General features: G+C 73.0%; 19 protein-coding genes and 1 rRNA gene. 18 read left to right on the top strand and 2 right to left on the bottom strand.

From position 1 onward, the window contains the following. Window positions 1–27: 27 nt before the first annotated feature. A complete protein-coding gene (aspS, locus tag ACWDD9_RS02870; protein WP_449810643.1) occupies window positions 28–1,335 on the top strand; it encodes an aspartate--tRNA(Asn) ligase in 1,308 nt (435 codons plus the stop codon). Window positions 1,336–1,460: 125 nt separating this feature from the next. On the opposite strand, the gene ACWDD9_RS02865 is transcribed toward aspS, so the two are convergent. After that, window positions 1,461–2,174, bottom strand: coding sequence for an IclR family transcriptional regulator (locus ACWDD9_RS02865; RefSeq protein ID WP_030246527.1), 714 nt, complete (start codon window positions 2,172–2,174; stop codon window positions 1,461–1,463). Window positions 2,175–2,406: 232 nt separating this feature from the next. Beyond that, window positions 2,407–2,523 (bottom strand): 5S ribosomal RNA (rrf, locus tag ACWDD9_RS02860). A gap of 381 nt (window positions 2,524–2,904) precedes the next feature. Between rrf and ACWDD9_RS02855 the strand changes: the two genes are divergently transcribed. The 17 genes from ACWDD9_RS02855 (at window position 2,905) to pstA (ending at window position 26,317) form a co-directional block, all read left to right on the top strand. After that, window positions 2,905–3,693 (top strand): response regulator transcription factor, encoded by a 789-nt coding sequence (locus ACWDD9_RS02855; protein ID WP_304414264.1) that lies wholly within the window; start codon window positions 2,905–2,907, stop codon window positions 3,691–3,693. 12 nt (window positions 3,694–3,705) lie between these two features. After that, the gene (locus ACWDD9_RS02850; RefSeq protein ID WP_117488840.1) at window positions 3,706–5,205 is read left to right on the top strand and encodes a sensor histidine kinase; all 1,500 of its coding nucleotides are present in this window, start codon (window positions 3,706–3,708) and stop codon (window positions 5,203–5,205) included. Between the two features lie 290 nt (window positions 5,206–5,495). Further along, window positions 5,496–6,395: an LAETG motif-containing sortase-dependent surface protein gene (locus ACWDD9_RS02845; protein WP_449810642.1), complete on the top strand. Its 900-nt coding sequence runs from the start codon at window positions 5,496–5,498 to the stop codon at window positions 6,393–6,395. A 255-nt stretch (window positions 6,396–6,650) separates the two neighbouring features. Further along, entirely contained in the window at window positions 6,651–6,887 is a 237-nt protein-coding gene (locus ACWDD9_RS02840; RefSeq protein WP_449810641.1) for a hypothetical protein, read from the top strand. Further along, window positions 6,880–8,241: an EF-hand domain-containing protein gene (locus ACWDD9_RS02835; protein ID WP_241852820.1), complete on the top strand. Its 1,362-nt coding sequence runs from the start codon at window positions 6,880–6,882 to the stop codon at window positions 8,239–8,241. The genes ACWDD9_RS02840 and ACWDD9_RS02835 overlap by 8 nt, the downstream gene beginning before the upstream one ends. A 420-nt stretch (window positions 8,242–8,661) precedes the next feature. After that, window positions 8,662–10,206: a cytochrome ubiquinol oxidase subunit I gene (locus ACWDD9_RS02830; RefSeq protein ID WP_049651270.1), complete on the top strand. Its 1,545-nt coding sequence runs from the start codon at window positions 8,662–8,664 to the stop codon at window positions 10,204–10,206. Between the two features lie 33 nt (window positions 10,207–10,239). Then, window positions 10,240–11,265: a cytochrome d ubiquinol oxidase subunit II gene (gene cydB, locus ACWDD9_RS02825; RefSeq protein ID WP_074002005.1), complete on the top strand. Its 1,026-nt coding sequence runs from the start codon at window positions 10,240–10,242 to the stop codon at window positions 11,263–11,265. Between the two features lie 4 nt (window positions 11,266–11,269). Then, window positions 11,270–14,788 (top strand): thiol reductant ABC exporter subunit CydD, encoded by a 3,519-nt coding sequence (gene cydD, locus ACWDD9_RS02820; protein ID WP_449810640.1) that lies wholly within the window; start codon window positions 11,270–11,272, stop codon window positions 14,786–14,788. 46 nt (window positions 14,789–14,834) lie between these two features. After that, the gene (locus tag ACWDD9_RS02815; RefSeq protein ID WP_449810639.1) at window positions 14,835–16,733 is read left to right on the top strand and encodes a GAF domain-containing sensor histidine kinase; all 1,899 of its coding nucleotides are present in this window, start codon (window positions 14,835–14,837) and stop codon (window positions 16,731–16,733) included. A 168-nt stretch (window positions 16,734–16,901) separates the two neighbouring features. Beyond that, a complete protein-coding gene (locus ACWDD9_RS02810) occupies window positions 16,902–17,315 on the top strand; it encodes a DUF1508 domain-containing protein (RefSeq protein WP_449810638.1) in 414 nt (137 codons plus the stop codon). After that, window positions 17,305–17,709: a hypothetical protein gene (locus tag ACWDD9_RS02805; protein ID WP_049655595.1), complete on the top strand. Its 405-nt coding sequence runs from the start codon at window positions 17,305–17,307 to the stop codon at window positions 17,707–17,709. Before ACWDD9_RS02810 ends, ACWDD9_RS02805 begins: the two co-directional genes overlap by 11 nt. 451 nt (window positions 17,710–18,160) lie before the next feature. After that, a complete protein-coding gene (locus ACWDD9_RS02800; protein WP_449810637.1) occupies window positions 18,161–19,198 on the top strand; it encodes a PstS family phosphate ABC transporter substrate-binding protein in 1,038 nt (345 codons plus the stop codon). 88 nt (window positions 19,199–19,286) lie between these two features. Next, complete coding sequence (locus tag ACWDD9_RS02795) at window positions 19,287–20,327, top strand: substrate-binding domain-containing protein (protein WP_449810636.1); 1,041 nt, start codon at window positions 19,287–19,289, stop codon at window positions 20,325–20,327. A 56-nt stretch (window positions 20,328–20,383) separates the two neighbouring features. Continuing rightward, a complete protein-coding gene (locus ACWDD9_RS02790) occupies window positions 20,384–20,977 on the top strand; it encodes a hypothetical protein (protein WP_074002009.1) in 594 nt (197 codons plus the stop codon). A gap of 247 nt (window positions 20,978–21,224) precedes the next feature. Further along, entirely contained in the window at window positions 21,225–23,849 is a 2,625-nt protein-coding gene (locus ACWDD9_RS02785; RefSeq protein ID WP_449810635.1) for a hypothetical protein, read from the top strand. A 115-nt stretch (window positions 23,850–23,964) separates the two neighbouring features. Beyond that, window positions 23,965–24,996, top strand: coding sequence for a phosphate ABC transporter permease subunit PstC (pstC, locus tag ACWDD9_RS02780; protein WP_049661130.1), 1,032 nt, complete (start codon window positions 23,965–23,967; stop codon window positions 24,994–24,996). Window positions 24,997–25,060: 64 nt separating this feature from the next. Further along, the gene (pstA, locus tag ACWDD9_RS02775; RefSeq protein WP_117488857.1) at window positions 25,061–26,317 is read left to right on the top strand and encodes a phosphate ABC transporter permease PstA; all 1,257 of its coding nucleotides are present in this window, start codon (window positions 25,061–25,063) and stop codon (window positions 26,315–26,317) included. The last annotated feature ends 4 nt before the right edge of the window (window positions 26,318–26,321 follow it).

The raw sequence follows: 26,321 nt of genomic DNA, 5'->3' as shown, positions 1-26,321 counted from the left end.
GCCCGCAAACCCGGGGAGTTCCCTGTCATGACGCGCACCCTTGTCGCCGAGCTGCCCGCGCACCTGGAGGAGACGGTCACCGTCTACGGGTGGGTGAACACGCTCCGACTCCAGCGGCGCATCCAGTTCGTCCTGGTCCGGGACCACACCGGTCTCGTGCAGGTCACCCACCTCCGGGGTGGGGAGGACGACGTCATCGAGGCCGCCTTCGAGGGCGTGACGGTCGAGTCCGCCGTGAAGATCACCGGCCGGGTGGTCGCCAACCCGCAGGTCAAGCTCGGTGGTCTGGAGATCGTCCCGACCCGCGTGGAGGTCGTCTCACCGGCCGAGCCGAAGCTGCCGATCGACGAGAAGACCGGGATCGACCAGCGCCTGGACTGGCGGTTCCTCGACATCCGGCGGCCCTCCCAGCAGCTGGTCTTCGACGTCCAGACGACCGTCGAGCGGGCGATGCGGGAGGTGGCGGCCGAGGAGGGCTTCACCGAGCTGCACACGCCGAAGCTCATGGGGACGGCCTCCGAGTCGGGCGCCGAGGTGTTCGAGGTCGGCTACTTCGGCCGGACCGCCTACCTCGCCCAGTCCCCGCAGTTCTACAAGCAGATGGCCATCGCGGGCGGCATCGACCGGGTCTTCGAGATCGGGCCGGTGTTCCGTGCCGAGCCGTCCTTCACCTCCCGGCACGCCACCGAGTTCACCGGGGTCGACGTCGAGATCGCCTGGGTCGACGGCGTCGAGGACGTGATGGCCTTCGAGGAGCGGATGCTGCACCGCGTCCTGACCGCCGTGGCCGAGCGCCACGGCGCGGCGATCGCCGAGCACTTCGGCACCCGGGTCGTCGTCCCGGAACTGCCGTTCCCCCGGATCACGATGGCCGACGCGCTGGCCCGGCTCCGCGCCACCGGCTGGGACCCGGAGGGCGTCAAGGAGGACCTCGACCCCGAGGGCGAGCGGGCGCTGTGCGGCCTGATCTCCGAGCAGACCGGGCACGAGTTCGTCTTCGTCACCCGCTTCCCGGCCGCCGTGCGGCCGTTCTACCACCTGCGGCCGGAGGACGACCCGACCGTCACCGAGTCCTTCGACCTGCTGTGGAAGGGCGTGGAGATCACCACCGGCGCCCAGCGCGAGCACCGGTACGACCGCCTCGTCGCCCAGGCCCGGGAGAAGGGCATGGACACCGGCCCGCTCTCCGGGTACCTCGACTGCTTCCGGTACGGCACCCCGCCGCACGGCGGGCTCGGTCTGGGGCTCGGCCGGCTGCTGATGCTGGCGCTCGGCCTGCCGTCGATCCGCGAGGCGACGTTCCTCTTCCGGGGCCCGCACCGCCTCGAACCGTAGGGCGTCGAACCGTAGGCGGGGGACCGGAAGACGGAACGGGCCGCGCCCGAGGAGATCCTTTCCTCGGGCGCGGCCCGTTCCGTTCGTGCGTTCCGTTCGTGCGTTCCGGCCGCGCTGCCCGGCGGTCAGCTGCGGCGGAGGGCCTCGGTGAGCCGGTTGGCGGCCTCGATGATGGCCTGGGCGTGCAGGCGACCCGGGTGGCGGGTGAGCCGCTCGATGGGGCCGGAGACGGAGACGGCGGCCACCACGCGGTTGGACGGTCCGCGGACGGGGGCGGAGACGGACGCGACGCCCGGCTCGCGCTCCCCGATGGACTGGGCCCAGCCGCGGCGGCGGACGCCGCTGAGCGCGGTGGCGGTGAAGCGGGCGCCCTGGAGGCCTCGGTGGAGGCGCTCGGGCTCTTCCCAGGCGAGGAGGACCTGGGCGGCGGAGCCGGCCTTCATCGGCAGGGTGCTGCCGACGGGGACGGTGTCGCGCAGACCGGAGAGTCGTTCGGCGGCGGCGACGCAGATGCGCATCTCGCCCTGGCGGCGGTAGAGCTGCGCGCTCTCCCCGGTGACGTCGCGCAGGTGGGTGAGGACGGGGCCCGCGGTGGCGAGCAGTCGGTCCTCGCCGGCGGCGGCGGAGAGTTCGGACAGGCGGGGGCCGAGGATGAAGCGGCCCTGCATGTCGCGGGTGACCAGGCGGTGGTGTTCGAGTGCGACGGCGAGTCTGTGGGCGGTGGGGCGCGCCAGACCGGTGGCGGCGACCAGCCCCGCCAGTGTGGCGGGGCCCGACTCCAGTGCGCTGAGCACCAGAGCGGCCTTGTCGAGAACGCCGACGCCGCTAGTGTTGTCCATAGCATGATATTGCAGTCTCAGGTAGCGAGACGCAAGTCTGTTTCGATGTCCGCCATCCTCTCAGATGCCCGCAAAGCACCACTTCCGGGACTCGGCGTCTCGGATGGCGGACGCGCCGCTGCGGGCGGGTCGGCGCCCGCACCGGAGGCGGGGAACGGCCGGGGAACGGCCGGAGAAACGCAAAAAGCCCCTGCCGTGTCTCTTGCGAAACACGGCAGGGGCCGTAAGAAGAATTCGGCGGCGTCCTACTCTCCCACAGGGTCCCCCCTGCAGTACCATCGGCGCTGAAAGGCTTAGCTTCCGGGTTCGGAATGGAGCCGGGCGTTTCCCTCTCGCTATGACCACCGAAATGATCGGGCCGGGCAATTGCTCGAAAGCACTGCCTACGCCTCGCTGTAAATCATAGCAGGAGGAAAAGCGAACGGATTCCGCGGTCCCGAGGGGCCGGTCGCGTCCGGGGGGTCGGGCCGACCGGCGGGCGGTGTCCACCCACCGGCTCGCGTCGACCCGCTCGGAGGGGGAGCCGGCACACCGAGGGGGCGCGTCACGCAGCATGCGCGCCCTGTCCGTCGTGTCCACGCCCGTGCGCACACCACCGACCCCACCCCTGTGCGCCGACCGCCCAAAAACCGACCGATAAGGTGTTAATCCAACATTCATCCATGCCGCATAGCCTCCGGGGGCTAGCCTCATGCTGAACGTCATCGTCCGACCGGGAGGCGAAAGCCCCGTGCAAGGCACTGTCACCACACCAGGCGGTTCCACGGTGCCCGGCGGCCAGGGCGAGGCGTTCCTGCTCGTCGTGGACGACGAGCCCAACATCCGCGAGCTGCTCTCCGCCTCGCTGCGCTTCTCCGGCTTCCGCGTCGCCTCCGCCGCCACCGGCACCGAGGCGCTCGAACTGGTCGCCGCCGAGCGCCCGGACCTGGTCGTCCTCGACGTGATGCTCCCCGACCTCGACGGCTTCACCGTCGTCGAGAAGCTGCGCGAGCGCACCAGCCGCGGGCAGATAGCCGGGCCGGCCCACGGGCACCCCGCCGACCACCTGCCGGTGCTCTTCCTCACCGCCAAGGACGGCGTCGGCGACAAGGTCCAGGGCCTGGCCGCCGGGGCGGACGACTACGTCACCAAGCCCTTCAGCCTGGAGGAGCTGATCGCCCGGATCCGCGCCATCCTGCGCCGGGCCGGCGGGCCCGCCGAGGACGGCCGACTGGTCGTCGCCGACCTCAGCCTCGACCCGGTCGCCCACGAGGTCACCCGGGGCGGCACCCCGGTCTCGCTCTCCCCGACCGAGTTCAAGCTGCTGCACTACCTGATGGCCAACGTCGGCCGGGTGGTCTCCAAGTCGCAGATCCTCGACCACGTCTGGGCCTACGACTTCGGCGGGGACCTCTCCATCGTCGAGTCGTACATCTCCTACCTGCGCCGCAAGCTCGACTCCGGCCCGGCGCACGGCCCCAAGCTGATCCACACCGTGCGCGGCATCGGCTACGCCCTGCGCCGCCCCCCGCAGGGCTGACCGGTCCCGCTCGTGCCCGCCCGCTTCTCCTCCCGGCTGTCGCTGCGCGCCCGGCTGCTGGTGCTCGTGTTCGCGCTGGTCGCCACCGGGCTCGCGGTCAGCGACACCTTCGTGCTCGGCGCCGTACGGACCCAGCTGGTGGAGCAACTGGACGAACAGCTCCAGCGGTACGGGCTGCCGCTCTCCCGCAAGCCCCCGAGCCAGGTGGTCGCGCCGGCCGCGGGGAAGCCCCTGGTCGCCGGGCGGCGGGTCAGCCTGCCCAGCCAGTACCTGGTGCAGTACCTCTCCTCGGACGGCAAGGTCCAGGCGCTGATGCGCCAGCCCGTCTCGGACAGCGACCCGGCGCCCCAGCTGGCCGGACTGGACCCGACCCGGACCGCCCCCGACGTCCCCTTCGACCTGCCCGACCAGCGCGGCCGGCACAGCTGGCGGGTGCTGGTGCTGCCGCTCCAGGCCCCCCGCGGGCAGGCCGCCAACCCCAGCGCGTACGCCTCGCCGGCGGTCACCCCGACCTACGTCATGGTGGCGGTCTCCCGCGAGGACATCGACGCCACCATCGGCAGGCTGAGCACCTCCTTCCTGGCCATCGGCGGCGGCGTCCTGGTGCTGATCGCCGCGCTCGGCTTCTTCGCGGTGCGCGCCGGGCTGCGGCCGCTGCGCCGGATCGAGGCGGGCGCCGAGCGGATCGCGGCCGGCGAGCTGTCGCACCGGATGCCGGAGCTCTCCCCGGGCACCGAGGTCGGCCGGCTGTCGATCGCGCTCAACGGGATGCTCACCCAGATCGAGGCGGCCTTCGCGGCCCGCGCCGAGTCCGAGGCCCGGATGCGGCGCTTCGTCGCGGACGCCTCGCACGAGCTGCGCACCCCGCTGGCCGGCATCCGCGGCTTCGCCGAGCTGTACCGGATGGGCGCGCTGCCCACCGAGGCCGACGTCAAGCGGACCATGACCCGGATCGAGAGCGAGGCCGACCGGATGGGCGCCCTGGTCGAGGACCTGCTGGTGCTCGCCCGGCTGGACGAGGAGCGCCCGCTCGACCTCGCCCCGATGGACCTGCGCACCCTCGCCGCCGACGCGCTGCACGACCTCACCGCCCTCGACCCGAGCCGCCCGGTCGCGCTCACCGGCCCGGCCGGCACCGGCGCGCCCGGCGCGGCGCCCGTCCTCGGCGACGAGGCGCGGCTGCGGCAGGTGGTCACCAACCTGGTCGGCAACGCGGTCAAGCACACCCCGGCCGGCACGCCGGTCCGGATCGGGGTGGGCGCCGGCCCCGGCGGCGTCTGCCTGCTGGAGGTCGCCGACTCCGGCCCGGGCCTCACCGAGGAGCAGGCCCAGCGGGTCTTCGACCGGTTCTTCCGGGTCGACGCCTCCCGCAGCCGCGACAACGGCGGCGGCGCCGGCCTCGGCCTCGCCATCGCCACCGCCCTCACCCGCGCCCACGGCGGCACCCTCACCCTGCACACCGCCCCGGGCGAGGGCGCCACCTTCCGCGTCGAACTCCCCCGGCAGCGCTGACCGGATTCCCGCGGGGCCGAATGCCGCGAATTCGGCCCCGCCGACCCGAATGCCACGAATTCGGCCCCGCCGACCCGAATGCCACGAATTCGGGCGTTCGGGGCGCGCTTTTGCCCCGGCTTTGTCGACTCGTCAATTCCCCGGCGAACCCGGAAGGTTCGGCGCCCGGTCATTGCCGGAATCCGGCATGGAGCGTTAAGAATGCGTGTGCCTATGATCGGCGTCGTCCGGCCGTGAGGAACCCTCCGGCCGTGACCCTTGCTTTTCCTTTCGACCCGAAAGGGGTCATCGTGAACCTCCGCCGTTCGCTGGTCTCGGCCGTCCTCGTCGCCGCCGTCGTCTCGCCCGCCGCCGTGCTCTCCGCCGCGCCCGCCTTCGCGGAGTCGGCGTCGGTGACGCAGACCCGGAGCGACAGCGGCTCGATCGCCGAGCTGGAGCAGGCCGCCGCGGCCGCGGCCAAGGCCCACACGGCGGCCGTCGCGAACGAGGCCGAGGTCACGACCGAGGCCACCGCGTTCCTGAAGGACCCGCAGCCCTACCAGGGCAGGCTCCAGGAGGCGCGGGCCGCCGCCAAGCAGGCCGCCGCGACCAGGGAGACCACCGACAAGGAGGCCGAGGAGGCCGCCCGGGCGTACGGCACCGCCAAGGAGGAGGACCTCCCCAAGGCCAGGGAGCGGATGCTGAAGGCGTTCGAGGCCGCCAACGCCGCCACCGCCGCGGACGAGAAGGCCAAGGCCGCCGTGACCGCCGCGGGCAAGGCCCTGGACGACGCCAAGGTCGAGGCGTTCCGGCGGATCTCCACGGCCCAGGAGGCCACCAAGGCCGCGGCCGCCACCAAGGCCGCCGCGGACAAGGCGCTCGCCGACGCCCGGGCCGCCGCCGCGAAGCCGGTCGAGAAGCCCGTCGAGAAGCCGGCGGAGCAGCCCGCCGCCGGCACCCCGGCCTCGGACACCGCCGCGACCAAGGCGTCCACCGCGACCAGGGCCACCACCGCCTCGAACAGGTCGACCACCTCGACCAGCACCGCGACCACCACGCAGGCCGCCACCACCGGCTCGGCCACCGAACTCGCCGACACCGGTTCCAACCCCGCCACCCCGTACCTCGCCCTGGGCTCCGGCCTCGCCCTCGGCCTCGGCGCCGCCGCCCTCTACGTCTCCCGCCGCAAGCCGGCCCGCTCGGCTTCCTGACCCACCAGGTCCGCGCCCGCCCGAAAGGCGGGCGCGACCACCCCCGAACCGCAGGACAGGCCCCGGCCCGTCCTGCGGTTCCGGCGTTCCCGGCCCCGAAACTCCTCGATCGAGTGAACCCGTTGCCGTTCACCCGGCCGACCCCCAGGTCGCGTGCGACCGTGCTGCCGTTGCTCGCGCGGGCTCGCGCGGGCTGATCACTGGACGGGAAATTGGGGTGTTCCGATGAGCGCGGTTGCTGTTGAGGAGACCGGCGTGGACCTGGACCAGGCGCTGTGGGAGATGTGGAAGTCCATGGACGTCCCCCAGGGCTACCGCGTGGAGATCATCGAGGGGTTCGACGCCGTCACCGTCCTCACCGGCCCCGACCCCGAGCGCCGTGCCTACGCGACCTCGACCCGGGTCCCGTACGGCAAGGAGGCCGTGATCCCCGAGGGCCCCGCCAAGGGCTTCGTGATCGGTCCCGAGATCACCGGTGAGCGCCGTGGCTGAACGCGGCGCGTCGTTCAGGCGGGACCTGTCGGAGTGGCGGATCGTGCTGGTCGCGTGGCGGCTGCTGGTGCTGCAGGCGGCGGATCCGGTGGTGGCGGCGGGGATGGCGGAGCACTCGACGTACCGGGCGCACCCGTGGCGGCGGGTGGAGCACACGCTGGGCAGCGGGCGACGGCTGTTCTACCAGGACGCGGACGCGCTGCGCCGGGAGGTCGCGCGGCTGGAGCGGGCGCACAAGCGGATCCGGGGGACGGGGCCGGACGGGCGGCCGTACGACGCCGGGGACGCGGCGACCAGGGCGTGGGTGCTGCTGACGCTCTTCGAGGGCGTGGTCGCGATGCGCCGGCTGGGCGGGGACCGGTACGACGCGGGGGAGTTGGCGCAGGCGTACGCGGAGTTCCGGGAGGCGGTCGCCGTCTTCGACCTCCCGAAGGGCGAGATCCCGGAAACCGTGGGGGAGTTGCCGGCCTACTTCGCCCGGTACGCGCGGGAGCGGCTGGAGCACACCGAGGCGGCGCGCCACCTGTTGGACGACCTGCTGCGCGAGGCGCCCGCGCCGCGCCGGCTCCGGTTCCTCGGCGACGCGGGTTGGCGGGTGGTGCGGGTGGTGGTCGCCCGGGCGATCCGCGAGCTGACGGTGGCGGACCTGCCGCCGGCGGTGCGGGAGCGGTTCGGGCTGGTCCGGACCCGGCGGGCCGCGCTGCTGTCCGCCGTGCTGCACCGCGGTGCCGGTGCGGTCGTCCCGCTCCTCCCGGACCGGCTGCGCTACCGCTCCCCGGAGGAGCACCGGGCGCCGAAGCGCCACCGCCCGCACCGGGACGGCCGGGGGCCCCGGCTGGACCGCTTCTTCCGCGAGGTGCTCGACCAGACCGGCGACGGCTTCATCACCGCGCACGACCTGCGGGCGATGGCGCACAACGTGTGCTGGCAGCTGGAGTTGGACGAGGCGGGCGAGGCCCGGGTGTACGAGGCCTTCGACAGCTGGTGGGAGCAGCTGCGCGCGGTGATGGACGCGAACGGGGACGGGAGGGTCAGCCGGGAGGAGTTCGTGGCGGCGACCCTGGCCGGCCTGGACCGGGACGAGGCCTACCTGGAGCGGGGGCTGCTGCCCGCGCTGCGGGCGGTGTTCACCGCGGCCGACACCGACGGCAGCGGCTTCCTGGAGTTCGACGAGTACCGCGCGGTGTTCGGCGGGCCGCGCGTGCACCCGGCGGAGCTGTCGCACGGTTTCCGCCGGCTGGACGCCGACGGGGACGGGCGGATCACCCGGGAGGAGTTCCTGGCCGGATTCACCGGGTTCTTCACGGCCCGCGCCGATTCCGTCCCGGGCACCGAGCTGCTCGGCCGCCCGTAGGGCGTGGCCCGCGGGTCCCGGCCGACTCGGCCAGACCCGCGGGCCCCGGCGGCGGCCCGCAGAGGCGAGTCCGAGGACAGGCCCTAGCACGCGGATCCCGTCGGGGCGACCGGGTCGCGGGCCTGTCAAGCGCCGGTTCGGCCAACAACTTCCGGCCGTCCGCCCGGTCGTTCGTTGCCCCGGCCCGCGGTGGGTCCGCAGACTGTGCGGACCGCGCCGCGGCCCGTGACGCAGCGCACAGCCTGTCAATCCCACCCCACCTGCGGTTCCCCCGTAAGGATGGTGGATACTGCTCCTTGTGAACGTGTTCACGTTCACAAGCGGACAAGCTTGCGTGGTTGAGCAACGGTCTACGGCTATAGATGAAGTTTGTCCGGAAGATGCCCGTCGTCACGCGGGCAGGTTGGGAGAGAGGGCGACGTGGAACTGGCAATCGCTCACGAAACCATCGCGCGATGGCAATTCGGCATCACCACCGTCTACCACTTCCTCTTCGTCCCGCTCACGATCAGCCTGGCCGCGATCGTGGCCGGTCTGGAGACCGCCTGGGTGCGGACGAACAAGGAGAAGTACTTCCACGCCACCAAGTTCTGGGGAAAGCTCTTCCTCATCAACATCGCGATGGGCGTGGTCACCGGCATCGTCCAGGAGTTCCAGTTCGGCATGAACTGGTCCGACTACTCCCGCTTCGTCGGCGACGTCTTCGGAGCCCCGCTCGCGATGGAGGCGCTGATCGCCTTCTTCTTCGAGTCCACCTTCATCGGCCTGTGGATCTTCGGCTGGGACAAGCTGCCGAGGAAGATCCACTGCGCCTGCATGTGGATGGTGGCGCTGGGCACCGTGCTCTCGGGCTACTTCATCCTGGCCGCCAACTCCTGGATGCAGCACCCGGTCGGCTACGCGATCGACCCGGTCACCGGCAAGGCCCAACTGACGGACGTCGTCCGGGTGCTGTTCCAGAACACCACCCTGGTGGTCGTCTTCCACACCCTGACCGCCGCCTTCCTCACCGGCGCGGCCTTCGTCGTCGGCATCGCCTCCTTCCACCTCTGGAAGGCCAAGCGCAAGCCCGAGACCGCCGACCCGAAGAAGACCGCCGCGATGCGCACCTCGCTGCGGCTCGGCCTGGTGCTCGCGGTCGTCTTCGGCGCCGGCACCGCGCTCAGCGGCGATACCCTGGGCAAGGTCATGTTCGAGCAGCAGCCGATGAAGATGGCCGCCGCCGAGGCGCTGTGGGAGACCCAGGCGCCGGCGCCGTTCTCGGTCTTCGCGGTCGGGGACGTCAGCAAGGGCCACAACTCGGTCGCCCTGGAGATCCCCGGGATACTCTCCTTCCTCGCCCACAGCGACTTCAGCTCGTCCGTCCCCGGCATCAACGACACCGCCGCCGCCGAGGCCGCCCAGCACGGCGGCGACCCCAAGGACTACATCCCGAGCATCTTCGTCACCTACTGGGGCTTCCGCCTCATGATCGGCTTCGGGATGACCTCCTTCCTGGCCGGCCTGATCGGCCTGTGGACCACCCGGAAGAAGCTCTTCCTGCACCCCGAGTTCCGCACCGGCGAGACCGAGGTGCCCCGGCTGATGCTCACCCCCAGGCGCGAGCTGGGGCCGCAGCTGACCAAGTGGAGCTGGCGGATCGGCATCCTGACCATGGGCTTCCCGCTGATCGCCAACAGCTTCGGCTGGATCTTCACCGAGATGGGCCGTCAGCCCTGGGCCGTCTTCGGCCTGATGACCACGGCCAGCGCGGTCTCCCCCAACGTCAGCGTCGGCACCCAGATCGGCGCGCTGGCCACCTTCACCACGCTGTACGCGATCCTCGCCGTCATCGAGGTCCGGCTGCTGGTCAAGTACGCCAAGGCCGGCCCGGTGGTGACCGAGCAGCCGCCCACCAAGGACCCGTCGTTGCGCGGACCGTCCTCGGACGAGGACGCCGACAAGCCGCTCGCCTTCGCCTACTGAGGCGCCGGGACACCGGGGAACTGAGGATCTGACATGCAACTCCACGACGTCTGGTTCGTGCTGATCGCGGTCCTGTGGATCGGCTACTTCTTCCTGGAGGGCTTCGACTTCGGGATCGGCGTGCTGACCAAGCCGCTGGCCCGCAACACCGCCGAGCGGCGGGTGCTGATCAACACCATCGGCCCGGTCTGGGACGGCAACGAGGTCTGGCTGCTGACCGCCGGCGGCGCCACCTTCGCGGCCTTCCCGGACTGGTACGCGACGCTCTTCAGCGGCTTCTACATCCCGCTGCTGGTCATCCTGGTCTGCCTGATCGTCCGCGGGGTGGCCTTCGAGTACCGGGCCAAGAACGACGGCGCCCGCTGGCAGCGGAACTGGGAGGAGGCCATCTTCTGGACCTCCCTCCTCCCGGCCTTCCTCTGGGGCGTGGCCTTCGCCAACATCGTGCGCGGCGTGGACATCGACGCGCAGAAGAACTACGTCGGCACCCTCTGGGACCTGCTGAACCCGTACGCGCTGCTCGGCGGCCTGGTGACGCTCGCCCTGTTCACCCTGCACGGCTCGGTGTTCGCCGCGCTCAAGACGGTCGGCGAGATCCGCGAGCGGGCCCGCAGGTCCGCCCTGGTCTCCGGCCTGGCGACCGCCGTGCTGGCGCTGGCCTTCCTGACCTGGACCCAGGTCGACCACGGCAACGGCCGCAGCCTCGCCGCGATGATCGTCGCGGTGGTTGCCCTGCTCGGGGCCCTGGCGGCCAACCAGCTCGGCCGCGAGGGGTGGGCGTTCAGCCTCTCCGGGGCGACCATCGTGGCCGCGGTCGCGATGCTCTTCCTGGCGCTCTTCCCGGACGTCATGCCCTCCACCCTGAACCCGGAGTGGAGCCTGACCGTCAGCAACGCCGCGTCCTCGCCGTACACGCTGAAGGTGATGACCGTCGTGGCGGCGATCTTCACCCCGCTGGTGCTGCTCTACCAGGGCTGGACGTACTGGGTGTTCCGCAAGCGGATCGGCGTCCAGCACATCCCCGGGCACAACCCGGCCGCCCCGCTCGACCAGGCCTGACGCCGTGAAGCCGGTCGACCCCCGACTCCTCGGGTACGCCCGCACCACCAGGGCCTTCCTCGCCGGATCCGTGCTGCTCGGCGCGGTCGGCGCGGCCCTGGTGGTCGCCCAGGCGAGTCTGATCGCCGAGATCGTCGTCCGCGCCTTCCAGCGCGGGGCGACGCTCGGCGAGCTGACCACGCCGCTGCTGCTGCTCGCCCTGACCGCGGTCGGGCGCGGGCTGGTCGGCTGGCTCACCGAACTCACCGCCCACCGGTCCGTCGCCCGGGTGAAGTCCACCCTGCGGCGCCGGCTGCTCGACCACGCCACCGCGCTCGGCCCGTCCTACCTGGCGGGCCGGCGCACCGGCGAACTCACCACCCTCGCCACCCGCGGCATCGACGCGCTGGACGACTACTTCGCCCGCTACCTGCCGCAGCTGGCGCTGGCCGTGGTCGTCCCGGTGATCGTGCTGCTGCGGATCGTCGGCGCCGACTTCACCTCGGCCGCGGTCATCGCCGGGACGCTGCCGCTGATCCCGCTGTTCATGGTGCTGATCGGGATGGCCACCCAGTCCCGGATGGACCGGCAGTGGAACACCCTGTCCCGGCTCTCCCACCACTTCCTCGACGTGGTCGCCGGACTGCCCACCCTCAAGGTGTTCAACCGGGCCCGCACCCAGGCCGCCACCATCGCCCGGATCACCGCCGACTACCGCCGGGCCACCCTGCGCACCCTGCGGATCGCCTTCGTCTCCTCCTTCACCCTGGAGCTGCTCTCCACCCTGTCCGTCGCGCTGGTCGCCGTCACCGTCGGCTTCCGGCTGGTGGACGGCACGCTCGACCTGGAGACCGGGCTGCTGATCCTGGTGCTCGCCCCCGAGGTGTACTTCCCGATCCGCCAGGTCGGCGCGCTCTACCACTCCAGCGTCGAGGGGCTGACCGCCGCCGACGAGCTGTTCCGGGTGCTGGAGACCCCGCTGCCCGCCGCCGGCACCACCCCGGCGCCCGACCTCGCGAGCGCCGTGATCGCCGCCGAGGGCCTGGTCGTCCGGCACCCCGGGCGCACCGAGCCCGCGCTGGACGGCGCCGCGCTGACCCTGCGCCCGGGCTCCAGCACGGCGCTCACCGGCCCCAGCGGCGCCGGCAAGTCCACCCTGCTGGCCGTGCTGCTCGGCCTCACCGCCCCGTCGTCGGGCACCGTCCGGATCACCGCCGCCGACGGCCGTACGACGTACGACCTGGCCGAGCTGGAGCCGGAGAGCTGGCGGCGGCAGATCGCCTGGGTGCCGCAGCACCCGCACCTGTTCGCCGGGACGGTCGCCGAGAACCTGCGGCTCTACCGGCCGGAGGCCACCGACGAGCAGCTGTGGACGGCGCTGCGGGCCGCGCACGCGCTCGACTTCGTGACCGACCTGGCCGCCGTCCTGGGGGAGGACGGCGCCGGGCTCTCCGCCGGGCAGCGCCAGCGCCTCGCCCTCGCCCGGGTGCTGCTCGCCGAGGACCGGCCGCTGGTGCTGCTGGACGAGCCGACCGCCAACCTGGACGGCGCCTCCGAGGCGGCCGTGGTGGACGCCGTCCGGGCGCTCGCCGCCGACCCGGCGCGCACCGTGCTGGTGGTCGCGCACCGGCCCGCCCTGCTGGCCGTCGCCGACCGGCGGGTACGGCTGGCGGGAGCCCCGGCGGCCGCCGCCCCGGCCGCCCCGGTGGCGCCGCTCGCCCACAGCGGCCGCCCCACGCCCGCCCCCGCCGTCGCCGAGGAGCCCCGGCCCGAGGGCGGCGGCACCCCCCGGCTGGCGCTCTCGATCCTGCTCGGCGCGCTCGCCCTCGGCTGCGCCGTCGCGCTGATGGCCACCTCCGGCTACCTGATCTCCCGGGCCTCCGAGATGCCGCCGGTGCTCTACCTGATGATGGCCGTCACCTCGGTACGGGCCTTCGGCATCGGCCGCAGCGTCTTCCGCTACGCCGAGCGGCTGGTCTCGCACGACGCGGTGCTGCGCACCCTCGGCACCCTGCGGGCCGCCGTCTACCGGCGGCTGAGCGCGCTCGCCCCGGCCGGACTGCCCGCCTTCCGGCGCGGCGACCTGCTCTCCCGGCTGGTCGCCGACGTGGACGCCGTCCAGGACCACTACCTGCGCTGGCGGCTGCCGGCCGCGGTGGCCGGCCTGGTCGCGCTGGCCTCGACCGCGGCGATGGCCGCCTTCCTGCCGGCCGCCGGGCTGGTGCTCGGCCTCGGACTGCTGCTCGCGGGCGGGCTGGTGCCCGCCCTGGCCGCCCGCTGGTCGGCCGGCGCCGAGCGGCGCCAGGCCCCGGCGCGCGGGCGCCTGGCCACCGCCGTGGTGGACGCCTTCACCGGCACCGCCGAGCTCACCGTGGCCGGCGCGCTGCCCGGCCGGCTGGCCGCCGTCCGTAGCGCCGACGCCGCGCTGACCGGGCTGGCCGCCCGCTCGGCCGCCACCACGGCGCTCGGCACCGGGCTGATCGCCCTGCTCACCGGGCTGACCGTGACCGCCGCGGCCGCCGTCGGCGTCCAGGGGGTGCGCGACGGGGTGCTGGCGCCGGTCTGCCTGGCCGTGGTGGTGCTGACCCCGCTGGCCGTCTTCGAGGCCGTCACCGGGATGCCGCTCGCCGTCCAGGCCCGCCAGCGCAGCCGCGCCGCGCGGGCCCGGCTGGACGAGGTGCTCTCCGCCGAACCCCCGGTCGCCGAGCCCGCCGAACCGGTGGCACTGCCCGAGCGGCCGCTGCCCGTCGCGGTGCGCGGGCTGACCGTACGGCACCCCGGGCAGACGGCGGACGCGCTCGCGGGGGTGGACCTCGACCTCGCGGCCGGCCGCCGGATCGCCGTGGTCGGCCCGTCCGGCTCCGGCAAGACCACCCTCGCCCAGGCGCTGCTGCGCTTCCTGGAGCCGAGCGCCGGGACGGTGCGGTTCGCCGACGGCCGCCCCGAGGCCGTGGACAGCCGCGCGCTGGCGGGCGAGTCCGTCCGCCGGGTGATCGGGCTCTGCGCCCAGGACGCCCACGTCTTCGACAGCTCGCTGCGGGAGAACCTGCGGCTGGCCCGGCCGGCGGCGGGGGAGGAGGAGCTGCGCGCCGCGCTGGCCGCCGCCCGGCTGCTGGAGTGGACCGAGGGCCTGCCGGACGGCCTGGACACCATGGTCGGCGAGCACGGCGCCCGGCTCTCCGGCGGCCAGCGCCGGCGGCTGGCGCTCGCCCGGGCGCTGCTCGCGGACTTCCCCGTGCTGGTCCTGGACGAGCCCGCCGAGCACCTCGACCTGCCCACCGCCGACGCCCTCACCGCCGACCTGCTGGCCGCCACCGCGGGCCGCACCACCGTGCTGATCACCCACCGGCTGGCCGGGCTGGACGACACCACGGTGGACGAGGTGCTGGTGCTGGACGGCGGACGGGTGGCCGAGCGGGGCCGCTGGTCGGAGCTGGTCGCCGACCCGGACGGGCGGCTGCACGCGATGTGGCGGCGGGAGCGGGAGGCGGACGGGCTGCTGGAGCCGGTTCCGGCCGCCGCCGGCCGGGCCGTCACCCGTTAGTCGCGCCGTCCTTCGGCTGAAAAGCGTACAAACGTAGGCTTTCTTCATGGACCCCACGCCGGACCTCCCGCCCGACCCCGCTCTAGGCCTCCCGTCGGACCCCGTTCCGGGCCTTCCGTCGGACCCCGCTCCGGGCCTCCCGTCGGACCTCCCCGGGGCCGCCGCCGAGCAGACGCCCCACCAGGTGCCGGAGATCGCCTCGCTCGGGCTGGACACCCTGGTCACCGAGGTCGCCGAGCGCCTGCAGTCGGCCGCCGCGGTCACCGACCGGATGCAGCGGCTGCTGGAGGCGGTGGTCTCGATCGGGGCCGGGCTGGACCTGCACGCCACCCTGCACCGGATCGCCGTGGGCGCCGCCGAACTGGTCGACGCCCGCTACGCGGCGCTCGGCGTGATCGCCCCCGGCGGCACCGGCCTGGCCGACTTCATCCACGTCGGGGTCGACGACGAGACCGCCGCCGAGATCGGCGAACTGCCCGCCGGCCGGGGCATCCTCGGCGCGCTCATCGACCGCCCCGAGCCGCTGCGGCTGGCCGACCTCCGCACCGACCCGCGCTCCTCCGGCTTCCCGCCGCACCACCCCTGCATGAGGACCTTCCTGGGCGTGCCGATCCGGGTCCGCGCGGAGGTGTTCGGCAACCTCTACCTCACCGAGAAGAAGGGCGGCGGCGCCTTCACCCCCGAGGACGAGCAGGTGGTGCACGCGCTCGCCGCGGCGGCCGGCGTGGCCATCGAGAACTCCCGGCTGTACGAGGAGGGCCGCCGCCGCGAACGCTGGATCGCCGGCGCCGCCGCCGTCGCCACCGCCCTGCTCTCCGCCGAGCAGGCCGAGAGCGCGCTGACCGTCGCCGCCGAGCAGGTACGGGAGCTGGCGGACGCCGCGCTCGGCATGATCCTGCTGCCGACCGGCCCGGAGGGCGGCGGCGAGGGCGACGGGCAGATGCGGGTCGCGCACGCCTCCGGCGAACTGGCCGAGTACGTCCGCGGCGAACTGCTGCCCAGGGAGAGCTTCGCGGCGCGGCTGCTCGCGGGGGAGAGCGTCTACCTGGACGACATGTCCAGCGACCCGACCGTGGTGATCCGGCTCGCCCGCCGCTTCGGCCCGTCCATGGCCGTGCCGATGGTCGCCGCCGGGCGGGTGCTCGGCGGGCTCTGCGTCTGGCGCCCGCACGGCGCGGTGCCGTTCACCGACAGCGAGAAGCAGCTCGCCGAGACCTTCGCCTCGCAGGCCGCGCTGGCCCTGCGGCTCGCCGAGGGCCAGCGCGACCAGCAGCGGCTGGCCGTCTTCCAGGACCGCGACCGGATCGCCCGCGACCTGCACGACCTGGTGATCCAACGGCTGTTCGCCACCGGGATGATGCTGGAGAGCGCCGCCCGGCGGGCCGTCGTCCCCGAGGTCAGGGTCGGCATCGGCAAGGCGGTGGACGAGCTGGACGCCACCATCCAGGAGGTCCGCACCACCATCTACGCCCTCCAGCACGACGACCACGGCGACGCGCCGGACACCCTGCGCACCCGGGTGCTGCGGGAGGCCAGCCAGGCCGCGGCCGCGCTCGGCTTCAAGCCCTCGGTGAGCTTCGTCGGGCCGGTGGAGAGCCTGGTCGGGGAGAAGACCGGCCGTCAACTGCTCGCCGCCCTGCGCGAGATGCTCTCCAACACGGCCCGGCACGCGCGCGCCTCCCGGGTCGGTGTGGAGATCGACGCGACCACCCACCTGGGCGAGGACGGCCGCCCGGTGGGCGGCGACCCGGACTCGCTGGACCGGGGCGGCCGGCCCGGCGTGCTGCTCACCGTGACCGACGACGGGGTGGGCATCCCGGCCGGCGGCCGGCGCAGCGGCCTGCTCAACCTCACCCGGCGCGCCGAGGCGCTCGGCGGCGACGCCTGGCACGAGAGCGGGCCGTACCGCAAGGGCACGATGGTGCGCTGGACGGCCCGGCTCTGAGGGTTCCGACCGGGACTACCACCAAGAACCGGTGAAAGTTAAACGAGAGAGAACTTCCCGACCAACAGCGCAAGTTGTGAACGTTCTGGGCTTTCGGGGGCTCCGTGTGCACACATAGCTTTGCTCCGCTCGGAGGGGAAACCGGAGGGCAACCGGACGGAGGGGGCAGTGAACGCTGCCGGCCGCGGTCACACCGCAGCAGGGGCAAGTCGAGGGGGTTTCCGCGCCGAACGGGCAGCGGACGGGCGCTACCGCTGGCAACTGAAGGCGTCCAACGGCCGGGTGGTCGCGATCACCCCGGCCGCGTTCGAGACGGCGGGCGAGGCCGAGCGGGGCTTCGACGGCCTGCGCGCCGCGGCGCCCGGGCTCACCGCGCGCATCACCCACGTACGGGAGGGCATCGGCTGGATCTGGGTCGTCCCGGGCTCGCGCGCCCTCCCCGAGGTGCGCTCCAGCCGCGCGTACGAGCGGTACGCGACCTGCCAGAACGCCTTCCGGCGGTTCGTGGTGCTGCTCTCCAAGCAGCCTCCGCACGAACTCCCGGAGCCCGCCGTACCGTTGAGACGCCCCGATGGCCGCTGAGCGACGCGGCCCGCGACTGCTGATCGTGCCGGCGGCCGACCGCTGCCTCGGCTGGGCACTGCGGGCCGCCAACGGGAGGCCGCTCGGGGTCGGCGTACGGACGTACCGCAGCGAGGACGAACTCGCCGAGGCCGTCCGGGTGCTGCTGATCGAACGGGCCGCGCTGCGGTGCTCGGTCGGGCAGTCCGAAGGGCGTCAGTGGGTCTGGGCCGCCTACCTCCCGGTGCGCAGCACCCGGCCGGGGGCGGCCGACGCCGTCCCGGTCGCCCGCAGCGCCCGGGGATACCTGCGGCGGGACCAGTGCCAGGCGGGGATCGAGGGGTTCCTGGCCGGACTGCAGTGGGTGGGGCAGGAGTTGCGGCGATCGGGGCGGGACGGCCGCCGGCCGTTGTAGGAGACCGTGTGCATGGCGGTCCGTCGAACGCGACGGACCGCCATGTCGGCGTGTCCGGAGGCGTGTCCGGGGCGTATCCCGGGCGTATCCGGAGCATGTCCGGGGGCGGGTCCGGAGGCGGCGGTTCCGTCCACGGCCCCCGTCCGTGCAGTTCCGGTGAAGGGCAGGTTTCCGGCAACACCCCGAGCAGCTTCCTGGAGAAGAACGTCGACCGGGTTCGGAGGGCCGGTAGTGCCCCTGTCACGTGCACGCTGACCAGTGGCTAAACCTCGTCGAACCGATGAGTCGACATTCCCCGGCCGGACCCGGCCTCCCTTCCGGCGGAACCTCCCCGCCGGACAGGATCGGCACTGCCGGCGAGGCCGCAGCGGACGCGGCCACACGGCCCCGAACTCCCGAACGGAGTACGGGTTTCACGCGATGTACGTCTCTCCCCCGGAGGAAGAGGAACATGCGTAAGACCGCTGCCAAGCTGCTCACCGTCGCCGCCCTGGCGACCTCCATCGCGACCGTCGCCGGCGGCACCGCCGTCGCCGACCCGGCCGCCGGCGTGACGCCGCGCGCCATCGACTTCGTGGGCACCGGCTCCGACACCACCCAGGCCGTCGTGAACCAGCTCGCCGCCGACTACAACGCGTCGCTGACCGACCCGAACGCCCCCCGCGTCTACAGCTGGGACGCGACCCCCACCGGCACCACCATCACCCCCAAGGCCGGTTCCGCCGCGATCGCCCGCCCGAACGGCTCCGGCGCCGGCATCAAGGCGCTGACCACCTACACCAACACCACGGTGGACTTCGCCCGCTCCTCGCGTGGCCCGCAGGCGAGCGACCCGAGCAGCGACGACTTCGTCAGCCTGGCGAAGGACGCCGTCGCCTGGGCCGCCCCGGCCACCGGCAACGCCCCGGCGAACCTGAGCACCGCGAACCTGAAGGACATCTACACCTGCGCGGTCACCACCTGGAACCAGATCGACCCGTCGCTGCCGAACGCCACCATCAAGCCCTTCCTGCCGCAGGCCGACTCGGGCACCCGCTCGTTCTTCCTGACCACCATCGGTGGCGGCGCCGCGGTCACCCCCGGTGGCTGCGTCACCAGCGGCACCCAGGAGAACCAGGGCAGCGACACGGCCCTGGCCGACGTCAACGCGCTGGTCCCCTACTCCGTGGCCCACTACATCGGCCAGGTCTACTACGGCAAGGGCACCGGCGCCGACGTCCAGGGCCCGCTGACCATCCGCAACGTCGACGGCGTCACCGGCGGCCCGGTGGACACCACGGCCAAGACGATCAGCGCTGCCTTCGCGGCCACCCCGTACTCCCGCGTGGTCTACAACGTCTTCCGTGACAGCGAGTGGACCTCGAACGCCACCCTGCGCGCCATCTTCGGCAAGGGCGGCTGGCTCTGCACCAACGGCGCCAACGACATCAAGAGCTTCGGCTTCCTGCCGCTGTCCTCCTTCGCCTGTGGCTCCGTCACCCACTCCTGATCCACCCCGCACCACACCGGCGGCCGCGGGGCCTCGCCCCGCGGCCGCCGGGCCACCCTCACCACGACCGGACGCCGGAGGCGGGCCGATGCGCAGGGCCATGACCATGCTGGGCGGTGCCGCCGCGATCGCCGTCCTGGCGACGACCACCGTCGGCGGTACCGCGCTCGCCGACCCGGCGGCCGGTGTCACACCGCGTGCCGTCGACGTCGTGGGTGTCGGCGACGGGGCCACCCAGATCCTGATGAACCGGATCGCGAGCGGCTACAACGCCTCGCTGACGGATCCGGCGACACCGAGGCTGTACAGCTGGGACACGCGTCCGAGCGGGACCATCACCACCAAGTCGGGTGCCACGACGATCGCCCGGCCCGCGGACCAGCACGCCGGCATGGTCGCGCTGAACGGCCGCACCGGCACCACCGTGGACTTCGCCCGCGCGTCACGCGGCCCGCAGCAGGACGACCTCTCGACGGACGACTTCGTGGCCATCGCCTGGGACGCCGTCGCCTGGGCCGCCCCGGCCACCGGAAACGCCCCGGCGAACCTGAGCACCGGGAACCTGAAGGACATCTACACCTGCGCGGTCACCACCTGGAACCAGATCGACCCGGCGCTGCCGAACGCCACCATCAAGGCCTACCTTCCCCCGTCCGGGACAGGTCTGAGGGCGCACTTCCTGCTCACGATCGGTCGCGGCTACGCGGTCACCCCCGGTGCCTGCGTCACCAGCGGCATCCGGGAGAACCAGGGCAGCGACCCGCTCCTGGCCGACCCCGACGCGTTGATCCCCTACTCGACGGGCTACTACATCGGCCAGGCGTACCAGGGACAGGGCGGTGGTGAGGACGTGCCGGGTGCCCTGACCCTGAGGTCCGTCGACGGCATCGCGCCCATCGACCCGCAGACCAGGACGATCTCGGCCTCCGTCGTCACGGCGCCGTACGGGGTCGTGCTGTCGAACGTCCTGCGCGACGCGGAGCTGTACGCCGACAACACCCGTGGTGCCGCGCTGCGCGGCATCTTCGGCCGCGGCGGCTGGATCTGCCGCAACGGCGCGGACGCCATCAGGAAGTCCGGCTTCGTCCCGTTGCCGCAGATCGCCTGCGGCTCCGTCACCCATTCCTGAGCCCCGCCGAACCGCACCACCCGCACATCACCTCTCCCTCTCCCAAGGAGTCCAGCATGTCCCGCATCAGCGCCCGCCTGGCCGCTACCGGTGCCGCCGTCGTCCTCTCCCTGACCGCCGTGAGCGGCGTCGCCGTCGCCGACACGGCCACCACCCCGGCCGCCGGCCAGGCCGTGATCACCACCGACGTCAACTTCCTGACGAACGCCGCGCTCAACGGCATCGTGATCATCCCGCTGCAGCCCGCGGACCCGGCGTACGACCAGACGGCGGGCCTCACCGTGACGCTTCCGGTGACCGGCGGCGCCGCGAACATCCCGAACTTCTACGGCGACGTGCAGTTCGGCGGCGGCCTGCTCTTCCTGAACCTCAAGACCGGCAAGAGCGTGGCCTTCAAGCAGCTCGACTTCTCGGTCGACAACGGCTACTTCACCGCCGTTCCGAACGGCTCGACCACGCCGGTCCCGCTGCTCGACCCGTCCGGCGACAACGTGATCACCCGCAGCGGCCTCACCCAGAACCTGACCTCCTCCAGCTTCGAGGTGGACGCGGCCGGCGCGCAGTACCTCGACACCAAGCTGGGCACCGGCTACTTCACCGCCGGCCAGAAGATCGGCAAGCTCGCGCTGTCCTACACCCCGGCGCACTGAACCACCCGGTACCGCTCACCCGGTACTGAACCGCAGGTCGGCGGGCCCGCGCCTCGGCGCGGGCCCTTCGCTTGCGGAGTTCCCAACTCCGGTACGGAGTCGTCGCGTTGTGGTCTCGTACATCTGGTCGACCGGATCCCGCCATGTCCGGCTGGCCGAATAGTACGCACGGAACCGTCCGTCCCCAGCGCGATCGACGCCCTCGTGCCGCCTCCCTCGGCGGCCCGCATCTCCCGGAGGCCTCGCCATGAGAAACCGCGTACCCGACCCGAGAGGCCCAGGGAGGTGGCGCCGTCGACTACCGGCCCTGGTCCTCGCCAAGGCCGTGGTGGCGGCGCTCGCCGTCATTCCGATCGGGTTGGGCGCGGCGCCACAGGCGCACGCCGACTCGGCGGTGACCGTCCCGGGCCCGAAGGTCTGGATTCCGTCCGCCAAGAAGTACGGCACCGAGGGCAGCGTGACCGTCTCCCAGACGGCGAACCTGACCAACCAGGTCCTCCAGGTCTCCTGGAGCGGCTTCACCCCGACGGTCTACCTGGGCACCAACGATCCCGCACCGACGGCACAGTCGCTGTCGACCCACATCCTCTACGCGGTGCGGATCTACCAGTGCCGGGGCACCGACCCGGCGGTGACGGACTGTTACGGCAGCACCCTCTACGGCGGCGACCGGACGAAGGGCTTCGAGCAGCCGCCCCGGCCGACGCGCACGGAGGTGCCGGAGTGGCCCACCAACCAGGTGATCGCCGCCACCGGCCCGGACGGCTCGGGCAGCGCCTCGATCGAGGTGTGGAGCGCGAAGGAGAGCTCCACGCTCGGCTGTGACGCGACCCACCCCTGTTCCCTGGTGGTCGAGCCGAACTACGGCGGCGACCCGCTGGACCTCTTCCAGGTCCTCGACGGCAAGGCCGACTGCGAGTTCCACGATCTGGACGCCGACCCGGACGGCTACACCGCCGCCGACGGGATCATGACCCCAGGCAACCAGAACTGGAAGACGGGCAACCGGACCAGCGAGCAGTGCGCCTGGCAGCACCGGACGGTGGTCCCGCTGTCCTTCGCGCCCACGGCGGACTCCTGCACGGTGAGCAACCAGGCCTTCGGTGCCGCCGGTCTGGAGATGGCCAACCGGGCCATGCAGCAGTGGCGGGCCGGCCTGTGCCTGGGCGACTCGCCGATGACCGTGGGCTACGTCCCCTCCGGTGGTGAGCCGCAGGCCCGTGCCGCGTTCCTGGGGGGCAGCAGCAGCACGGAGGTCGCGCTGACGGCGCGGCCCGACCGGTCGCCGCCCACCCGTCCGTACGTCTACGCTCCGCTCGCGACGACCGGCATCTCGGTCACGTACCTGATCGACGACCCGAAGACCGGTCGGCAGATCCGCGACATGAAGCTGAACGCCCGGCTGATCGCCAAGCTGCTCACCCAGTCCTACGCCTCGCCGGGCATGAGCATCCCCTCCGTGGCCGGCAACTCGACCTGCCTCTACACCGACCCCGAGTTCAAGCAGCTGAACCCGGAGACGGCGGCCAACGGGATCCACTGGCCGACGAGCTGCGGCGGCACCCTGACGGTCTACCCCGGTGTTCCCGGTGGCACCACCGACTTCACCTACCAGCTGACCTCGTGGCTCGCCGCCGATCCGGACGCGAGCCGCTTCCTCGACGGTGAGCCGGACCCGTGGGGCATGCGCGTCGACAGCTTCTACCTGAAGCCGAAGTTCGCCGGCTACCCGGCTGAGGCGTTCCAGGTCCAGGACTACTCCGGGCCCGCGCAGGGCAGTGCCGGAGTCGACTTCAAGCACTGGAAGCAGTACGAGTGGAACCCCTCGCTCGACGGTCTCGGGCGGGTGGCGCGCAACCTGATGCAGTACCAGCCGAACTGCCAGCAGCCGAACAGCGAGTCCGACGGCAGCCACAAGCCCTGTTTCACGCAGATCCCCGGCGTGCGCTCGCTGCTCGCCATCATGGACACCGCCCAGGCCAAGGCGTTCTCGCTCCCCGAGGCCTCGCTGCTCAACCCGGCCGGCTCCTTCGTGTCGCCCGGCACGGCCGGCTTCCAGGCCGCCGTCGGCGACATGCCGACCGACGCCGCCACCGGGGTCCAGCAGCTGCCCTACGGCACGCCGGACACCGCGTTCTCGCGTGACCAGCGGGCGTACCCGCTGACCGCGGTGCAGTACGCGATGGTGCCGACCGGCGGCGTGCCCGCCGAGAAGGCCGCGTCGATCTCGCAGTTCCTCAAGACCGTGACCACCGACGGCCAGACCTACGGCCTCGCGCCGGGGCAGCTCGCCCAGGGCTACCTCGCGCTGACCGGCGCCCAGCGGCAGCAGGCCCAGGAGGCCGTGCAGCACGTCGCGGCCCAGGACGGCAAGCTGCCCGGCAACCAGACCGCCCCTCCGCCCGGCGGCGAGCCGGGCACCCCGGAGAGCGGCAACGGTTCCTCCGGCTCCGGCGGCACGGGCGACGGCACCACCCCGGTGAGCAGCTCCGGCACCGGCGGCACCACCGCCGACGGCAACTCCGGCGGCACCGGCTTCGGCTCCTCCGACGGCCTGTCCGGCGGCGGCCTCTCCGGCACCGGCTCCACCGGGACCGGCACGGCCGGCGGTGCCGCGGCTCCCGGCGCGGCCGGCGGCGCCAAGCCCGGCGCGGGCGCCGCGCCCTCCGGCAACGCGATCGCCGCGGCCCCGGTCGGCACCCCGGTGCCCGACCGTCCCGGCACCGCCCGCCTGCTGCTGCCCGTCGCGCTGATCGCCGGCCTGGTGCTGCTGGTCGGAGGACCGGCCGCGCTGGTCCTGGGCGGTACCCCGGCCGGGGCGAAGGTGCTGACCGGCGCCCGCGCCCAGTGGTCGCGACTGCGCCGCAAGTAGGAACCCGCGCTCGGCGGGGCCGCCGTTCCGGCCCCGCCGAGCGCTTTCCCTCCCGCCGAGGCAGCGCCCCGGTCCCTCACCGAGCACGCCCGTTCCCGAGCACGGAGAGCACACCATGACATCCGCCGCCGAGCCCGCGGCACCGTACGCCGGGGCACCACGCCAACCCGACCACGGGCCCGACCAGGACGTGCCCCGCACGATCACCTCCCCCGCGACCCCGGGCGACCGGGTGTTCCGCGGCGTGCTGCGGCTGGCCGGCTTCTCGGTCTTCGCGATCATGGGACTGATCGCCTTCTTCCTGATCCTGCGCGGCTCCGACGCGCTGCGCGCCGTCGGCCTGTCCTTCCTGACCGAGCAGAAGTGGCAGACCGCCGCCCACAACTTCGGCATCGCCGCCGTCCTGCCCAACGGCCTGCTGATCGCGGTGATCGCGCTGGTCATCGCCGTCCCGGTGGCGATCGGCACCGCGATCTTCATCTCCGAGTACGCCCCGGTGCGGCTGCGGGCCGCCCTGGTCTCGCTGATCGACCTGATGGCGGCGATCCCCAGCATCGTCTACGGCCTGTGGGGCCTGTTCTTCCTGCAGCCGCGGATCATCGGCTTCGTCCGCTGGCTGGCCAACCACCTGGGGGAGTACATCCCCTTCCTCAAGGTGCGGACCGGCGACATCGGCACCTCGTACACCTCGTCGACCTTCATCGCCGGCGTGGTGGTCTCCCTGATGATCATCCCGATCGTGACCTCGCTCAGCCGGGAGGTGTTCTCCCAGGCCCCGCAGGGCGAGCGGGAGGGCGCGTACGCGCTCGGCTCGACCCGGTGGGGGATGGTCCGCGCGGTCGTCCTGCCGTTCGGCAAGGGCGGGGTCATCGGCGCGGTGATGCTGGGCTTCGGCCGGGCGATGGGCGAGACGATCGCCGTCGCGCTGATCATCTCGCCGAACTTCAAGGCCATCACCCACATCCTGGAGAACGGCGCCAACTCGATCTCCGCGCTGATCGCGCTGCGCTTCGGCGAGTCGGACGCGCTGTCGCTCTCCGCGCTGATGGCCGCCGGCCTGGTGCTGTTCGCGCTCACCCTGCTGGTCAACGTGCTGGCCGGGATCGTCATCAACCGCTCGCGCTCCGGCGCCGCGACGGCGGACTGAGCATGACCGACCGTCAGTCCGCCCACAGGGCACGCAGCCGTCCGCACCGTGAAGGGACCATCCGATGACCACGCTCGACCTGCCGCCGGTCGCGGCGTCCGGGCCCGCCGGCGAGCCCTCGCCCCCCGCGTCCCCCGGGCCCGCCGGGCCCGCCGCGGCCGGGACCCCGGGCCCCGAGAAGAAGCTGCGGATCGGCGGCGTCACCCGCGACGACGTCCTCACCGTGGCGGGTGCGGCGGTCGGCTCGCTCGCGCTGGACTGGGTGCTCTACGAGCGGGTGCTGCCGTTCAGCGGCGCCTTCGGCTTCCTGCTCTGCTGGTACCTGCTCTTCCTGGCCGGCTACTACCTGCTCGGCCGGCTCCAGTGGAACCCGATGATGGTGCGGGACCGGCTGGTCGCCGTGGTCGCCTGGAGCTCCGGGCTGCTGGTGGTCGCGCTGACCGCCGACCAGATCGGCTACGTCGCCAGCCGGGGCTGGGAGGCGGCCCAGCACCTCAACTTCTTCACCGAGTCGATGGAGCGCACCGGCCCGCTCGACCCGCTCACCTCCGGCGGCGCGCTCAACGCGATCGTCGGTTCGCTCGAACAGCTGGGCCTGGCCTCCCTGTTCGCCGTTCCGCTGGGCATCGCCGCGGCCGTCTTCATGTCCGAGGTCGGCGGCCGGGCGGCCCGCCCGGTGCGCACCCTGGTCGAGGCGATGACGGCGCTGCCGTCCATCGTGGCCGGCCTGTTCGTCTACGGCATCGTGATCCTCACCTTCGGCTTCGAGAAGAGCGGCTTCGCGGCCTCGCTCGCGCTCACCGTGATGATGATGCCGATCGTCACCCGGGCCGCCGAGGTGGTCATCCGGCTGGTGCCCGGCACCCTGCGGGAGGCCTCCTACGCGCTCGGCGGCAGCCAGTGGCGCACGGTGTGGAACGTGGTGCTGCCGACCGCCCGGCCCGGTCTGGTGACCGCGGTGGTGCTCGGCATGGCGCGCGGCGTCGGCGAGACCTCGCCGGTGCTGCTGACCTCCGGCTTCACCCCGCGGTTCAACGCCAGCCCGTTCGACGCGCAGCAGGTGTCGCTGCCGCTGTACATCTGGAACTACGTCAAGCAGCCGTACGACGGGATGATCGCGCGCGGCTTCGCGGCCGGCCTGACCCTGATGGCCGTGGTGCTGATCCTCTTCGTCACCGCGCGCATGCTCGGCGGCCGCCGTCCCGGGCAGCTGACCCGGGCCCAGAAGCGCCGGATCAACCGGGAGGCCCGCCGCCAGGAGGCGGCCGCCCTCGGGGGCATCGCCCGTCCGTACGCCCTCCACTCGCAGGCGAAGCACTGATGTC

This window comes from Kitasatospora sp. NPDC001119, from assembly GCF_053598475.1.
The sequence above is the reverse complement of the archived record's forward strand: the minus strand, read 5'-3'. Positions and strand labels throughout refer to the sequence as shown.

What these genes read in the sequence shown, in the direction of transcription:
- pstC (WP_049661130.1), top strand. Translation starts at nt 23,965, where the DNA reads ATGACATCCGCCGCCGAGCCCGCGGCACCGTACGCCGGGGCACCACGC.
- pstA (WP_117488857.1), top strand. Translation starts at nt 25,061, where the DNA reads ATGACCACGCTCGACCTGCCGCCGGTCGCGGCGTCCGGGCCCGCCGGC.
- ACWDD9_RS02865 (WP_030246527.1), bottom strand. Translation starts at nt 2,174, where the DNA reads ATGGACAACACTAGCGGCGTCGGCGTTCTCGACAAGGCCGCTCTGGTG.
- cydB (WP_074002005.1), top strand. Translation starts at nt 10,240, where the DNA reads ATGCAACTCCACGACGTCTGGTTCGTGCTGATCGCGGTCCTGTGGATC.
- ACWDD9_RS02785 (WP_449810635.1), top strand. Translation starts at nt 21,225, where the DNA reads ATGAGAAACCGCGTACCCGACCCGAGAGGCCCAGGGAGGTGGCGCCGT.
- ACWDD9_RS02815 (WP_449810639.1), top strand. Translation starts at nt 14,835, where the DNA reads ATGGACCCCACGCCGGACCTCCCGCCCGACCCCGCTCTAGGCCTCCCG.
- ACWDD9_RS02800 (WP_449810637.1), top strand. Translation starts at nt 18,161, where the DNA reads ATGCGTAAGACCGCTGCCAAGCTGCTCACCGTCGCCGCCCTGGCGACC.
- aspS (WP_449810643.1), top strand. Translation starts at nt 28, where the DNA reads ATGACGCGCACCCTTGTCGCCGAGCTGCCCGCGCACCTGGAGGAGACG.
- ACWDD9_RS02795 (WP_449810636.1), top strand. Translation starts at nt 19,287, where the DNA reads ATGCGCAGGGCCATGACCATGCTGGGCGGTGCCGCCGCGATCGCCGTC.
- ACWDD9_RS02790 (WP_074002009.1), top strand. Translation starts at nt 20,384, where the DNA reads ATGTCCCGCATCAGCGCCCGCCTGGCCGCTACCGGTGCCGCCGTCGTC.
- ACWDD9_RS02805 (WP_049655595.1), top strand. Translation starts at nt 17,305, where the DNA reads ATGGCCGCTGAGCGACGCGGCCCGCGACTGCTGATCGTGCCGGCGGCC.